This is a genomic window from Actinokineospora iranica, from assembly GCF_900101685.1.
In the GTDB taxonomy this organism is placed as follows: domain Bacteria; phylum Actinomycetota; class Actinomycetes; order Mycobacteriales; family Pseudonocardiaceae; genus Actinokineospora; species Actinokineospora iranica.
The window spans coordinates 97,988-111,962 of record NZ_FMZZ01000014.1 but is presented as its reverse complement, the minus strand read 5'-3'; the positions used below and the strand labels follow the sequence as shown (position 1 = coordinate 111,962).

The window sequence follows — 13,975 nt, the reverse complement described above, 5'->3', positions numbered from 1 at the left end:
GCGGGGAAAGCCCATGAGAGCACTGGTTTTCGTCCTGCGCAGGCTGCTCGCGGCGGCGGGCACGCTGCTGGCGGTGTCGGTCGTGCTGTTCGCGGGCTCGGAGGTGCTGCCCGGCGACGCGGCGTCGGCGTCGCTGGGGATCAACGCGACCGCCGAGCAGACCGCGCTGGTCCGCGCGGAACTCGGCCTGGACCGGCCGCTTGCCGTGCGGTATCTGGAATGGATCGGCAACGCGGTCCAGGGCGACCTCGGCGTGAGTGTGCTGGAACGCGCGCCGGTCGCCGAGATCGTCGCGATCCCGTTGGCGGACACGGCTTTGCTGACCCTGCTCGCGGCGCTGGCCACGATCGTCATCGCCACCGCGCTCGGCCTCGCGGCCGGGCTGCGGCCGGGCAGCCGGATCGACCGGCTGCTCTCCGGCGGGGCGCTGGTGGCGGTGTCGATTCCGCAGTTCGTCATCGCCGGTCTGCTGGTCCTGCTGTTCTCGTCGGTGCTGGGCTGGCTGCCCGCAGTGTCGCTGGTGCCCGCGGGCGGCGCGCCGATCGACCGGCCGGAAATCCTGATCCTGCCGGTGGCGTCGCTGACGATCTTCGCGGCGGCGTGGGCGAGCAGGCTGATCCGGGCGATCGTGATCGACGCCAACACCGCGCCCAATGTGGAGGCGGCGCGGCTCGCCGGGCTGCCCGAGCGGCAGGTGATCCGCAGGCACCTGATCCCGGCCACGATCGGCCCGGCCGCGCAGGCGTACGCGTGGCTGGCGAGCGCGCTGTTCGGCGGCACGGCGGTGATCGAGCAGATCTTCAACTACCCCGGACTGTCGGAGACGCTGGTCAACGCGGTCCGCCACCACGACACCCCGGTCCTGGAAGGGGTCGGGCTGCTGCTGGCGGGCATCATCATCGGCTCGCTCGTGATCGCCGACCTGATCGGCCTGCTCGTCAACCCGAAGCTGAGGACGGCCGCATGAACGAGAGCATCCTGACCCGCGCGGTGCCGCCCGCGCCCGCCGTCCGGCGGCACAGGCTGGTCGGCATCCTGTTCCTGTTGCCCGGTTTGGCGGTCGCCGCGCTCGCGATCGCCGGGCCCTGGCTGACCAGCGCCGATCCCAGCCTGATCGTCGCGCCGCCCTACACCGAGGCGGGCGGCGGCCTGCCGCTCGGCGCCGACGCGACCGGCCGCGACGTCTGGGTGCGGATGCTGACCGGCGGGCGGCCGCTGATCGTCATCCCGGTCGTGGCGACCGTGCTGACCGCCGTGCTCGGCACCGCCCTCGGCGCGGCGGCGGGGTATCTCGGCGGCTGGTTCGACGCGGTCGTGTCCCGGTTCGACGCGCTGTTCCTGGCGTTCCCGCCGATCCTGGCGATGCTGATCCTGCTCAACGGCTGGGGCTACTCGACCGCGACGCTGATCGCGGCCGTGGTGATCACCGGTGTGCCGTTCGTGTCCCGGGTCGCCCGCGCGGCAACCGTCCAGATTGTCCACAGTGGATTTGTGGACGCGGCCGTCGCGTTGGGCGACAGCTCGTTTTCCATTCTGCTGCGCGAGATCCTGCCGAACATCGTGCGGCCCATCCTGGCCGACGCGGGCACCCGGCTGGCGATCGCGATCACCCTCACCGCCTCGGCGGGCTTCCTCGGCTTCGGCCCGGATGCCCCGAACTGGGGCGCGATGATCAGCGAGAACATGGAGGGCATCACGCTCACCCCCTGGGGTGTCGTCGCGCCCGCCATCGGCCTCGCGGTCCTCGCCGTCTCCACCAACCTGGCTCTTGACCGCCTCGCAGGAAAGATCGGCTCATGATCTCCATTTCCGACCTCACCGTCGCCGACACAGCCGGTCGGGCCGTGCTCGACCAGGTCACGCTGCGCGTCGAGCCGGGCGACCGGGTCGGCATCGTCGGCGAGTCCGGTTCCGGCAAGACGACCCTGGCCACCGCGCTGCTGGGCGCCATCCGTCCCGGCCTGCGGGCCGCGGGCGGGACGATCACGTTCGACGGCCGCGACGTGCTTTCCCTGGGCGAGCGGGAACTGCGGGCGCTGCGCCGTGACTCGTTCGCCTACCTCGGGCAGGACCCGGCGACAGCGCTGACGCCGACGATGCGGGTCGGCAGGCAGATCGCCGAGCTGGCGACAGATCCGTCGCCCAAGTCGGTCGCCCGGCACCTCGAAGGCGTTGGGCTTCCTGGTGACCGCGTGTTCCAACGGCGGTTCCCGCACCAGCTTTCCGGCGGGCAGCAGCAGCGGCTCGCGCTGGCCAGGGCGATGGCCGGAGAGCCCGCTGTGCTCATCCTCGACGAGCCGACCACCGGTTTGGACGTCATCACGCAAGCCCTGGTGCTGACCCAGATCGAGGAACTGGCCGCCGCGCGGGGAATCACGCTGCTGTTCATCACCCATGATCTGATCGCCGCCGCCCGGTTGTCGGACCGGTTGGTGGTGCTGCGCTCTGGCCGGGTCGTGGAAGATGGCCCGCTCGCGGCGACGCTGACCGCGCCGAAACACCCTTACACCGCAGAGCTTGTCGCCGCCGTGCCGGACATCGCGGAGGCGTTCGACAAGGACACCCCGGCGCGCGCTTCGGCTCCGCTGTTGGAGGTGCGTGATCTCGTCGCGGGCCACGGCCGCGGCAGACGCAAACTGACCACTTCGGACGGTGTGTCGTTCCAGGTGGCCCGCGGCGAATGCGTCGCGCTGCTCGGCGCGTCAGGCAGCGGGAAGACGACCATCGCCCGCTGCGTCAGCGGCCACCACCGCCCCGACTCCGGGCAAGTGCTGGTGGACGGCGAAGTCATGCCCGTCAACGTCCGCGACCGAACCCTGGACCAGCGGCGCAAAGTGCAACTCGTGCCGCAGGACTCGGCCGGGTCGCTGAACCCGCGCCGCACCGTCGGCGCCGCCATCGCCCGCCCCCTGCGCGTGCTGCAAGGCATGGACAAGGCAGCCGCCGAGACGGAGACGACCCGCCTGCTGTCGCTGGTCGGCCTGCCCGCCGAGATGGCGGCCCGCTACCCCCGGCAGCTGTCCGGCGGACAGCGGCAACGGGTGACCATCGCCCGCGCCCTGGCGGCGAAACCGGAGTTGCTGGTGTGCGACGAGATCACCTCAAGCCTGGACGTGCGCGTGCAGGCCGGGGTCCTGGACCTGGTGGCCGAGCTGAGCCGCACGGAAGACCTCGCCGTCGTCCTGATCACCCACGACCTCGGCGTCATCGCCCGCATGGCCGACCGCGTGCTGTCCCTGCGCGCCGGCGTGGTCGCCGAACAGGGCACCGTCCACGAAGTCCTCGGCGCCCCCCGACACGAGTGGACCGCAGAACTGGTCGCCGCCGTCCCGTCCCTCCGCACCGAACTGGCCAACCGAACCCCCCGAAAAGCAGGCGCCGCCTAGCCCCCACCCCCGCACAACAAACCCCACCCACCCTGGGGGGCCTGCCCTGCTCCAGTCTATCGGCGCAGGTCAGGGCAGGGAAGAGGGCGGGCGGGGGCTGTGGATAACTCGCCAGTAACGGGCGGCCTGCGCGGTGTGGGCCCGGCTGAGGACAGGTGCGTTCCGGGGGCGGAGTGGGCGCGCTTGGCCAGGTGGGTGCGAGATCAGTGGGGCAAACCTGGCCCAAAGTGTTCGGGGTTGGCGGGGCACGCATCACCCGATGCGCGCGGGATCGGTGGGGCGCGCTTGGCCCGGGGCGCTTCGGGAACGGTGGGAGCGTCGTGTGGACACGAAGGTTGGCTGGAGGGGGAGCGATGACCGACTCAACGGGGACGCGGTTGCCGTCGCTGACTGGGCTGCGGTTTGTGGCGGCGGGGATGGTGTTCGGATTCCACGCGAGCATCGAGGGAGTGTTCGCCGATCCGGGGACCTCGGCCGCGGTGGGGCAGGCGTTCAGCCGGGCGGGGTTCTTCGGTGTCGAGTTCTTCTTCGTGCTCAGTGGGTTCATTCTCACCTGGACCGCGCGCCGCGATGACACGCGGCGGGGGTTCTGGGGGCGGCGGGCCCGGAAGATCTACCCGAATCATGTGGTGACGTGGGCCGTGGCGATCCTGCTCGCGCTCTGGGCGGGGCAGGCCGTGGGGTGGCAGGTGCTGCCGAACCTGCTGCTCGTCCACGCCTGGGCGCCGGTGCCGGAAGTGTTGAACAGCGCGAACATCGTGGCCTGGTCGCTGGCGTGTGAGGTGCTGTTCTACGCGTTGTTCCCTGTGCTACACGCCGGAATCCGCCGGATCAGGGTGGACCGGTTGTGGTGGTGGGCGGGTGGCGTGGTGGCCCTGGTGTTCACCATGCCGCTGATCGCGCAGTCGCTGCCCGCGGACCCGCAGGTGCCCACGCCGGGTGGGCCGATGTCGTTCTACGCCATCTGGTTCGTCTACCTGTTCCCGCCGACGCGCGTGCTGGAGTTCGTTCTGGGCATGTTCGTCGCCCGGATCGTGCGGGACGGTCGGTGGACGCCGCCGTCACTGGGGGTGGCGGGGCTGGTGGCGGGGCTGGCGTACCTGGCGGCGTTCACGGTGCCGTACCTGTACTGCAAGGTCGCCATCGCCCTCGTGCCGCTGGCCCTGGTCATCGCCTCCGCCGCGGCCGCGGACGCCCGGGGCGCGTTCTCGCCGTTCCGGAGCCGGGGCATGGTGTGGCTGGGCGAGATCTCGTTCGCCTTTTACCTGCTCCACTGGCTGGTGCTGGTCCACGGCCACCGCCTGCTCGGCACGACCTGGGGCTTGCTCGGCGGGGCGGCGGTGCTGGCGTTGGCGCTGGCGGTCACGGTGCTGCTCTCGTGGGCCCTGCACGTGACCGTGGAACGGCCACTGACCCGGCCGAAGCAACACACGGATCTGCCCGCGAGGTGACGACGTCGCCCAGGGGTTCGGGCGCGCTCGACGCGCCCTCGGCCGCCGCAAGAAGGAAGCCCCTGAGTGGGGTTACCACTCAGGGGCTTCCTCTTTGCCATCCGGCAGCGGCCTTGATGTGCGGGCTTACCAGAAGGCGACGGCTCCGCCTTCGACGGCGCCGAAGATGCGCCAGAGTTTGCCGTCCTTGAGGACGTAGGCGCCGAAGGCCACTTCCTCTCGGCCGTCGATGCGCATGGTGCTGCGGGTCATGATGGTGTCGCCGCTGTCGATGTACTCGTCCATCGAGACGAATTCGACGCCTAATGCCCAGTACTTCTCGTTGACGGCGCGGATTTCGTCGCGGCCTTTGAGGATGCCCTGGAAGCGGCTCCACTCGGCCTCGGGGTGGTAGAGGTCCATCAGGCCGTCGAGGTCGTTGCGGGCCGTGCACTCGGCCATCTGCGCGAAGATGGGGTGGATCTGCGCGGTCATAGTGGGGTTCTCCTCAATTAGTGGGGGTTCACGAGTCAGGCCGCTACGAGGGTTTCGAGTTTGCGGGCCAGGTGGGCGGGGGTGGGCATTCCCGCCATTTCCAGGCGGATGTCGCGGGCGCTTTTGACCAGGGTCTCGTCGGTGAGCAGTTGGTCCAACTGGTCCGCGGTGACCTCGTGCAGGGCACCTTCGATGGCGCCGCCGCGGTCGACGGCGGCTTTGGTGTTGGCGAACTGGTCGGCGAAGGCGGGCATGAGCATCTGGGGGATGCCTGCGTGCAGCGCGGTGAACGTGGTCCCGGAACCGGCGTGGTGCACTACCGCGTCGGAGGTCTGCAACACCGCCGTCAACGGCAGCCAGCCGCCGAGCTTCACGTTGCGTGGCAACGGTCCCAGGGCGTCGTAGTCCACTTTGCCCAGTGCCAGGATGAACTCCGCGTCGACCTTGGCCGCCTCGGAGACCAGGCGGCGCACGGGTTCCACGCCGACGCGCTTGAGCAGCATCGTGCCGAAGGTCACGGTGATCCGCTTGCGCTCTGGCTTGTCGAGCAGCCACCGGGGGATCTCGCCGCCGCCGTTGTGCGGCATGTAGCGCACGTTCCAGCCGTCGGACTCGGCCATGCTCTCCGGGGAGACGTCCACGGTCAGGCGGATCTCGGGGATGCCGCCGACGCCGTGCCGCTCGCGGATGTCGGCCATGTCGGCGAACTGCTGGTCCTCCAGGTCGCGGGTGCGCATGAAACCGATGCCGTGGCTGACCGCGGGCACACCGAGTTTCGCCGCGGCGACCAGGCCCGCGGGCCATAACTGGGAGTACACGATCAAATCCGGCCGCCACGCCTGCGCCACGTCGATCAGGCCGTCGCCGATGGGGCCCGCGCCCATGCGGGCCCACAAGAACGACGGCCCTTCCATCTCGGTGAACGGCTTGCTCGCCAATTCCCTGATCAGGTCCGGGTGGTCGCGTTCGAGGTCTTGGCGCGCCTGGTTCATGTCGAACCCGGGCTGGATGTCGGCGACGTGCAACCCGGTGGGCTGCACCAGGATGTCCCGGGTGGTGGCCAGGAGCACCTCGTGCCCCGCGGCGCGCAGCCCCCAGGCGAGCGGCACCAGCGGCGCCATGTGCGACGGATGTGGATTCGGTGCGAACAGGACGCGCATGGCTTCTGGTACCCCTCGTGTGTGGTTCAGGACAGTGATAAGCCGAGCCTGCGGGCGGCTTCCGCGCGCAGCGCCAGCCGGTCGGCCTTGCCGTTGCCGGTGAGCACGGGCTCGGTGCGCCACAGGTGTTTGGGAAGCATGTAGCCGGGCAGGACGGTGGCCAGCCGCTTGGCCACCGCGGCGAGGTCGGTCGAGGCGGGACCGGTCACGAACGCGACCAGCGTGCCGTCCACGGCGAACGCCACCCCGTCCAGGCCAGGCCCGGCCGCCCGCACCGCGCTCTCGATGTCGCCGAGTTCTATGCGGTAGCCCTGGACTTTCACCTGGTTGTCGTTGCGTCCCAAGTGGACCAGCCCGACGTCGTCGGTCAGCCGGGCGCGATCCCCGGTGCGGTACCAGGTCTCGCCGTCGAGTTCCACGAACTTGCCGACGTCGTTGGCCGGGTCGAGGTAGCCGCCGAACATCTGCGGGCCGGTGAAGCACAGCTCCCCCACCCTCGGGTCGACCGCGCCGTCCTCGTCCAGCAGCGCGCAGCGCATTCCGGGGAACACCTCGCCGATCGGCACGGTGCCTTCGGTTGTCGCGCCTGCGTACCGGTGCCCGGTGCAGGCGACCGCCAGTTCCGTTGGCCCGTAAAGGTTGTCCACGACCGCGTTCGGCGCGGCCGCCTGCCAGTAGGCGGCGCTTTCCACCGGCAGCGGCTCGCCGCAGAACACGGTGTGCCGCAACCCGGGCATACTCCCGGCGGGCAGCGCGCCCCGGGTCCGCAGCGCCCCCACCAGGCTCGGCGTGGACGTCCACACCGTGATCCCGTGCGAGCGCACGTACCGCAGCGGATTGAGCGCCTGCAACCGGTTGAGCACGGTCAGGCACGCCCCGCTCGCCCACGCCACCCAGACCTCGAACATCGACAGGTCGAAGGTCAGCTCGTAGACCTGGCTGAACACGTCCGCCGGGCCCACGTCGTAGCGGCCCAGGCAGACCTCGACGAACGCGCCGATGTTGCGGTGCCGGATCGGCACCCCCTTGGGCACACCCGTCGACCCCGAGGTGAACAGGATGTAGGCCAGCTCGTCCGGCGAGCCGTCGGGCAGGCTGACCACCGCGTCCCGGCTGTCGGGCACCACGCCGCCCGGAACCTGCTCGCCCGCCAGCACCAGCGGCAGGTCGCCGAGCTGGTCGAGCTGCGCGGCGCCCGCCGGGTCGACGATCAGCGCGTCGACGTCGGCCGCGGCGAGCACGGCCCGGTTGCGCTCGGCCGGGAACTCCGGGTTGAGCGGCACGAACGCCGCCCCCGCGTACAGCGTCGCGAGGAAGCCCACATAGGACTCCAGCGACTTCGCCGCGAGGACCCCCACCCGCTTGCAGCCGCCGTGCCGGACCAGCGCGCCCGCCCAGGTGCGGGCGAGCGCGTCGAGCTCGGTGTAGGTCCACAGCGTGCTGTTGATCCGCAGCGCGACGCCGTCGGGGTTGGCGCGCGCCCCGTCGAGGAACCAGTGGTGCAGCGGCCGGGGCGGCATGGCTCAGCCCGCGATGCGGTCGCGGGCGATGAGCGAGGTCACCGTCGCCCAGGCCGCCCGCGGGGTGGCGAAGTTCGCCGGGACGAGCTCCTCGTCGGGGAAGACGATGCCGTACATCTGCTCCAGGGAGGCGACCAGGCCGACCATGCCGATGGAGTCCAGGCCGAACGCGGGCAGCGCGAGGTCCGGCTCCAGGGCCGCGTCCATGTCGAGGCTGGGCAGGTAGCAGCGGATCACGCACTCGAACTCCGTGTCCCAGGTCATCGTCTCTCTCCTTGTTTCCTAGCGGGATTTCCTAGTGGACCAAAGTGGACAGTTTCTGGGCCAGCCGCGCCGGGGTCGGCATGGCGGCCATCTCCAGGCGGATGTCGCGCGCGCTCTTGACCAGGGTCTCGTCGTGCAGCAGGCGTTCGAGCTGGCCTGCGGTGATCTCCGCGAGTGTTCCGGCCAGCGCGCCGCCGCGCTCGACGGCGACCTCGGTGTTGACGAACTGGTCGCCGAACACCGGGAGCATGAGCTGCGGGATGCCCGCGTGCAGCGCGGTGAACGTGGTCCCGGAACCGGCGTGGTGCACGACCGCGTGGGAAGTCTGCAACAGCGCGGTAAGCGGGACCCAGCCGCCGGACTTCACGTTCCCCGGCAACGGTCCCAGCTCGTCGTAGTCGACCTTTCCCAACGCCAGCACGAACTCCGCGTCGACCTTGGCGGCCTCGTCGACGAGCCTGCGGACCGGCTTGAGCCCGACCCGCTTGAGCAGCACGGTGCCGAGGGTGACCGCGATCCGGGGTCGCACCGGCCGCTCCAGCAGCCAGCGGGGGATCTCGCCGCCGCCGTTGTGCGGCATGTAGCGCACGTTCCAGCCGTCGGACTCGGCCATGCTCTCCGGCGAGACGTCCACGGTCAGCCTGCACCTGGGCGGCTCGGTGACGCCGTGCCGGGCGCGGATGTCCGCCATGTCCTCGAACTGCCGGTCCTCCAGGTCGCGGGTGCGCATGAACCCGACGCCGTGGCTCACCGCGGGCACCTTGAGCTTCGCGGCGGCGAGCAGGCCCGCGGGCCACAGCTGCGAGTAGACGACCAGGTCGGGCCGCCACGCCTCGGCGATGTCGACCAGGCCGTCGCCGATGGGCCCCGCTGCCATCCGCGCCCACAGGAACGCCGAGCCGTCCATGTCCATGAACGGCTTGGACTGCATCTCGGAGACCACGTCCGGGTGGTCGCGTTCCAGGTCGAGCCGGGCCTGGGCCATGTCGAACCCGGGAGCGATGTCGGCGACGTGCAGGCCGGTCGGCTTGGTGAGGATGTCGGCGGTGGTGGCGAGCAGGATCTCGTGGCCCGCCGCGCGCAGCCCCCAGGCCAGCGGCACCATCGGGAACATGTGCGATGGGTGCGGGTTGGACGCGAACAGAACGCGCATGACGGCACGCTCCTCCGGGGGTGTCGACTGCTGCCTTGACCGGCCGTACCCCAGTGTTCTGACCGCGCCCGTCGCGCTCTGCCTACTTCTGAGCACGTTGCGCACCCAGATCAGCCCGAAGAACCACGCAGAGCTAAATAGTTACCGGACATCGGCAACACTTCCGAGTGAAAAGTCGATAGCGCGTGTACACAAAGCGACACGCGAGGGGACTGCCGCAATGCTGCGAGCCGCCGGACGACTGCCCGACGGATCATCTGATCCAGCCCGCGACGAAGGGGACTCACCTGGGGGACCACCCCGCCGACGACGGTCGCGGGCCCTGCTGGCAGGCGCACTGGTAGGCGCGGTGCTGGGCGGCCTCCTGGTCGCGCTGCCCGGCGTCGCCGCCGCCGCGCCCGCCCTGCCCAGCGGGTTCGTGCTGCGCGACATCCCCACCGGGCTGCGCCCGCCGAGCAGCGCGTCCGACCCGGGCGACCTGCTCACCGACTTCGCGTTCCTCCCGGACTCAAGCGTGCTGGCCGTCGGCAAGTACGGCAAGGTCACCTGGGCGCCGCAGACCGGCGCGCCGCGCCTGCTGGCCACCCTGCCCGTCCGCGCCGAACAGGACCTCGGCCTGACCGGCATCGGCGTCGCAGGCGACTACGAGACCAGCCGCCACATCTACACCGCGCGCGCCGTGCCCGGCACCGGCACGGGCTCCGGCCCGATGGGCTTTCTGCGGCTCAGCCGCTGGACGGTCAGCACCAACGCCGCCGGTGAGCCGACCGGCCTCGGCGCGGAGCAGATCGTGCTGCAGACCTCGGCCGACGCAGACGTGCACGCCATGACCGGCCTCGAAGTCGCCGCCGACGGCACCATCTGGGTGACCATCGGCGACAACGCCGACTGGCGCATCGTCGACGAGCGCGCGCTGCGCTCGGGCAACCGCGACGACCCGCACGGCAAGCTGCTGCACATCCGCCCGGACGGCAGCGGCGTGCCCGGCAACCCGTACTACGACCCCGCCGCGCCGCGCGCGGTGCGCAGCCTGGTCTACGCCAGCGGGTTCCGCAGCCCGTTCCGGTTCAGCCTGGCCCCGGGCACCGGCACCCCGATCGTCGGCGACGTCGGCTGGAACCTGTGGGAAGAGGTCAACTTCGTCAACCCCGGCAGCGACTACGGCTGGCCCTGCTGGGAAGGCGCGGGCACCACGCCCGGCTACCGCGACCTGCCCGGCTGCGTCGGCCGCTCCAGCGTGCCGCCGATCCACGCTTACCACCACTCGGCAGGACTGGGCAGCAGCATCACCGGCGGCATCGTCTACACCGGATCGACCTACCCCGCCGCGTACTCGGGCAAGTACTTCTTCGGCGACTACACCTCCGGTCGACTGTGGACGATGGGCTTCGACACCACCGGCCGGGTGACCACGCCCGCCGAGGCCACGTCCTGGGCGACCGGCGTCGGCGCGCCCGTCTCGCTGCGCGCCATGCCGGTCGGCGGCGACGTCGTGTTCGCCGACATCGGCTCGGCCAGCCTGCGCCGGATCGTCTACCAGCCCGGCAACAACGCGCCGACCGCGTCGTTCGCCTCGACCAACGACGCCGCCACCGGCACGGTCACCTTCGACGCCGCCAAGTCGTTCGACCCGAACGGCGACGCCCTCACCTACACCTGGGCCTTCGGCGACGGCGCCACCGCGACCGGCGCGACCGCCACGCACACCTACGCGGCGTCCCCCGACTCCTACCAGGTGAGGCTCACCGTCACCGACTCGTTCGGCGCGAGCGGCACCGCCACCACCACGGTCTACCCGCGCAACAACGCGCCCGTTCTGACGCTGACGCCCCCGGACCCCAGCCGGAAGTTCGGCGTCGGCGACGTGATCACCGCCACCGCAAGCGCCACCGACGTCGAGGACGGCCCGCTCAGTGTCACCTGGGCCACCGACACGGTGCACTGCCACGGCCTCGACTGCCACTCCCACCCGGGCGCGCGGCAGGACGGGGGGACGTTCACGATGGCCTTCGACGGGCACCCCGGCGACACCCGCCTGGAGATCACCGCGATCGTCACCGACAGCCGGGGCGCCACGACGACCAAGACGTTCATCGCGCTTCCCCTCCAGCGCAGGCTCACCGTGGTCAGCGCCGTTCCGGCGGACTTCACCCTGGGCGACCAGCAGACCACGACCGAGCTGTTCACCGTGGGGCAGCAGCTCACCGTCATCGCCCCCGAAGCCGCCCTCGACGGCGTGGCCACCTTCGACCGCTGGTCCGACGGCGCGCCCCGGGTCCGCGGCCTGGTCATGCCCAACGCGGACGTGACCTACACGGCGACCTACCTGACCCCCATCGACCGCCGCTACGCCACCGACGCCACCATCCGCGGCGTCATCGGCACCCCCACCTCGGTCGAACAGGGCGACCCCGCCATGCGCTGGCGCGAGTACACCGGCGGCAGGCTCTACTGGAGCGCGGCCACCGGCGTCCACGACGTCCGAGGGAACATCCTCAAGGCGTACCTGGCCGCGGGCGGCGCCCTCGGCTACGGCCTCCCCACCACCGACGAGTCAGCCGCCCCCGCGGGCGGCGGGCGGTACAACCTGTTCACCGGCGGCCGGTCCATCTACTGGACCTCGGCAACCGGCGCCCACCTGGTCTGGGGCGACATCTACGCCCGCTGGCGCGCCATGGGCGACGTCGCGTCACCCTTGGCTTACCCCACAACCGATGAGACCGGCACCCCAGACGGAATCGGCCGGTACAACCACTTCCAGGGCGGCTCCATCTACTGGACCCGGGGCACCGGAGCCCACGACGTCCGCGGCCAAATCCGCGGCCTCTGGTCGGCGATGGGCTGGGAGCGCTCACTTCTGGGCTACCCCAAGAGCAACGAGGAAATGGCGCCGGACGGCATCGGCCGCTACAGCCACTTCCAGAACGGCTCCATCTACTGGACCGGAGCCACCGGAGCCCACGAGATCCACGGCTCCATCCACACCCTCTGGGCCGCCATGGGCTGGGAGCGCTCGGTCCTGGGCTACCCCATCACCAACGAGGAGATCACCCCGGACCGCATCGGCCGCTACAACCACTTCCAGCAGAACGGCTCCATCTACTGGACACCAACCACCGGAGCCCACGACGTCCGCGGAAAGATCCGCAACCTGTGGTCCTCCATGGGCTGGGAACGCTCCTGGCTCGGCTACCCCACCAGCAACGAATACGCCATCAACGGCGGCCGCCGCAGCGACTTCCAGGGCGGCTACATCCTCTACAGCTTCACCACCGGCGTAGCCACCGCCCACCGCTGGTAACGCTCGGAACCCCCCGCGGGCCCGGCCACTGGAGACAGTGGCCGGGCCCGCCCGTTTCAACCCTCATGATCGCGAGTTATCCACAGGCCAAGCGCACCCCCTTCCCTTTCCTGACCTGCGGCGATAGGCTGGAACAGGGCTCGGCCCCCAGGGTGGGCGGGGTTTGTTGTGGGGGCTGTGGGGGCGCGAACGAAGGCGGCTTTCCGGCATGGTCGGCCTGCCGCACCCGTCTGTCTGCTGGTGCCAGACCGCACCCAAGGCTGCCAGGAGCTCGATGGGCCGGAGCAGCGAGCCCGCCCTCCTGCCAACCGCACCTAACGCTGCCAGGTGCTCGATGGGGTGGAGTGGTTTCTTCGGGGGTGAAGGAAGATCCCTGAACTCGCCGTGGTCGTGGGGCCGAAGGCTCCCCACCCGTCTTTCCCCACGACGGGATCTTCCTTCGTAGCGGCCCCGAAGAAACCACTCCACCCCATCGAGCCAACCCCCACAGCCAACCCCACGGAAGCCCATCGAGCCGGCACCGGCTCACCCAGCAACCCGATCAGCCGGCAACACCCGCCGGAGATCGGCCCGAACAGCAGCCTGAACCCCCGCGGCAGAGTCCTTCAGATAAAAGTGATCCCCCCGAAACACCCGCAACCCAAACGAGCCAGCGGTCACAGACCGCCAAGCCGCCACCTCATCAACCCCAGCCAACGGGTCCCCATCCCCCACGAACCCGAACACCGGACACGACAAAGGCTCAGCCGGAACCGCACGATAAGTCTCGTTCAGCTCGAAGTCCGCCCGCAGCACCGGCATGAAGAACTCCAGCAGCTCAGGCTGCCGAACCAACTCAGGCGGCGTACCACCAAGATCCAGCATCTCCCGCGCGAACTCCGCCTGCGGCAAGTCGTAGACATCGCGCCGCTGATTGGGCAGATGCGGCGCCCGCCGTCCCGAAACAAAAAGGCAGAGCGGCCCCCGCAACACCTTCGCCACCTCATACGACACCAGCGCACCAAGACTGTGCCCGAAAAACGCGTACGGCCGATCCAGATACGGCAGCAGCCCCTCGACCAGCGCGTCCACCAACGGCCCCATCCGGGTATGCGCAGGCTCCTTGATCCGGCTCTCCCGCCCGGGCAGCACAACCGGACACACCCCGATCTCCGGCTCCATCGCCGCCCGCCACGGCCGGAAGAACGTCCCCCCACCGCCTGCGTGCGCGAAGCAGAACAACCGCACCGGCGCGTCCGACACCGTCCCCGCGATCCATCCCGCCAC

Annotated in this window: 11 protein-coding genes; 5 read left to right on the top strand and 6 right to left on the bottom strand. The window is 70.5% G+C overall.

Going from position 1 to position 13,975, the window contains the following annotated elements; translation table 11 throughout:
* Window positions 1–13: 13 nt before the first annotated feature.
* The 4 genes from BLS56_RS24375 (at window position 14) to BLS56_RS24360 (ending at window position 4,837) form a co-directional block, all read left to right on the top strand.
* Window positions 14–967, top strand: coding sequence for an ABC transporter permease (locus BLS56_RS24375; protein ID WP_091455327.1), 954 nt, complete (start codon window positions 14–16; stop codon window positions 965–967).
* Complete coding sequence (locus BLS56_RS24370; protein WP_091455325.1) at window positions 964–1,800, top strand: ABC transporter permease; 837 nt, start codon at window positions 964–966, stop codon at window positions 1,798–1,800. Before BLS56_RS24375 ends, BLS56_RS24370 begins: the two co-directional genes overlap by 4 nt.
* Window positions 1,797–3,386, top strand: a complete 1,590-nt coding sequence (locus tag BLS56_RS24365; protein ID WP_091455324.1) for an ABC transporter ATP-binding protein — start codon at window positions 1,797–1,799, stop codon at window positions 3,384–3,386. Before BLS56_RS24370 ends, BLS56_RS24365 begins: the two co-directional genes overlap by 4 nt.
* A gap of 353 nt (window positions 3,387–3,739) precedes the next feature.
* Window positions 3,740–4,837: an acyltransferase family protein gene (locus tag BLS56_RS24360; RefSeq protein WP_091455322.1), complete on the top strand. Its 1,098-nt coding sequence runs from the start codon at window positions 3,740–3,742 to the stop codon at window positions 4,835–4,837.
* 126 nt (window positions 4,838–4,963) lie between these two features.
* Here the strand turns inward: BLS56_RS24360 and BLS56_RS24355 are convergent, their stop codons facing one another.
* Genes BLS56_RS24355 through BLS56_RS24335 form a run of 5 tightly spaced genes read right to left on the bottom strand, consistent with a single transcriptional unit; the run spans window position 4,964 to window position 9,408 of the window.
* Complete coding sequence (locus tag BLS56_RS24355; protein ID WP_091455320.1) at window positions 4,964–5,311, bottom strand: nuclear transport factor 2 family protein; 348 nt, start codon at window positions 5,309–5,311, stop codon at window positions 4,964–4,966.
* A 35-nt stretch (window positions 5,312–5,346) separates the two neighbouring features.
* On the bottom strand, window positions 5,347–6,471 hold the full coding sequence (locus tag BLS56_RS24350; protein WP_091455319.1) for a nucleotide disphospho-sugar-binding domain-containing protein: 1,125 nt from the start codon (window positions 6,469–6,471) through the stop codon (window positions 5,347–5,349).
* Window positions 6,472–6,497: 26 nt separating this feature from the next.
* Window positions 6,498–7,991 carry an amino acid adenylation domain-containing protein gene (locus BLS56_RS24345; RefSeq protein ID WP_091455317.1) on the bottom strand — a complete coding sequence of 498 codons (1,494 nt, stop codon included), beginning with the start codon at window positions 7,989–7,991 and terminating at the stop codon, window positions 6,498–6,500.
* Between the two features lie 3 nt (window positions 7,992–7,994).
* Window positions 7,995–8,255, bottom strand: coding sequence for an acyl carrier protein (locus tag BLS56_RS24340; RefSeq protein ID WP_091455316.1), 261 nt, complete (start codon window positions 8,253–8,255; stop codon window positions 7,995–7,997).
* Window positions 8,256–8,286: 31 nt separating this feature from the next.
* A complete protein-coding gene (locus tag BLS56_RS24335) occupies window positions 8,287–9,408 on the bottom strand; it encodes a nucleotide disphospho-sugar-binding domain-containing protein (protein WP_091455314.1) in 1,122 nt (373 codons plus the stop codon).
* A gap of 349 nt (window positions 9,409–9,757) precedes the next feature.
* On the opposite strand from BLS56_RS24335, the gene BLS56_RS24330 reads away from it, so the two are divergent.
* The gene (locus tag BLS56_RS24330; RefSeq protein ID WP_228771887.1) at window positions 9,758–12,709 is read left to right on the top strand and encodes a PQQ-dependent sugar dehydrogenase; all 2,952 of its coding nucleotides are present in this window, start codon (window positions 9,758–9,760) and stop codon (window positions 12,707–12,709) included.
* Window positions 12,710–13,234: 525 nt separating this feature from the next.
* Here the strand turns inward: BLS56_RS24330 and BLS56_RS24325 are convergent.
* A complete protein-coding gene (locus BLS56_RS24325) occupies window positions 13,235–13,975 on the bottom strand; it encodes a thioesterase II family protein (RefSeq protein WP_091455426.1) in 741 nt (246 codons plus the stop codon).

Excerpts from the sequence above, each read along its gene's own strand:
- BLS56_RS24355 (WP_091455320.1), bottom strand. The coding sequence starts at position 5,311 with ATGACCGCGCAGATCCACCCCATCTTCGCGCAGATGGCCGAGTGCACG.
- BLS56_RS24370 (WP_091455325.1), top strand. The coding sequence starts at position 964 with ATGAACGAGAGCATCCTGACCCGCGCGGTGCCGCCCGCGCCCGCCGTC.
- BLS56_RS24350 (WP_091455319.1), bottom strand. The coding sequence starts at position 6,471 with ATGCGCGTCCTGTTCGCACCGAATCCACATCCGTCGCACATGGCGCCG.
- BLS56_RS24360 (WP_091455322.1), top strand. The coding sequence starts at position 3,740 with ATGACCGACTCAACGGGGACGCGGTTGCCGTCGCTGACTGGGCTGCGG.
- BLS56_RS24340 (WP_091455316.1), bottom strand. The coding sequence starts at position 8,255 with ATGACCTGGGACACGGAGTTCGAGTGCGTGATCCGCTGCTACCTGCCC.
- BLS56_RS24375 (WP_091455327.1), top strand. The coding sequence starts at position 14 with ATGAGAGCACTGGTTTTCGTCCTGCGCAGGCTGCTCGCGGCGGCGGGC.
- BLS56_RS24365 (WP_091455324.1), top strand. The coding sequence starts at position 1,797 with ATGATCTCCATTTCCGACCTCACCGTCGCCGACACAGCCGGTCGGGCC.
- BLS56_RS24345 (WP_091455317.1), bottom strand. The coding sequence starts at position 7,991 with ATGCCGCCCCGGCCGCTGCACCACTGGTTCCTCGACGGGGCGCGCGCC.
- BLS56_RS24335 (WP_091455314.1), bottom strand. The coding sequence starts at position 9,408 with ATGCGCGTTCTGTTCGCGTCCAACCCGCACCCATCGCACATGTTCCCG.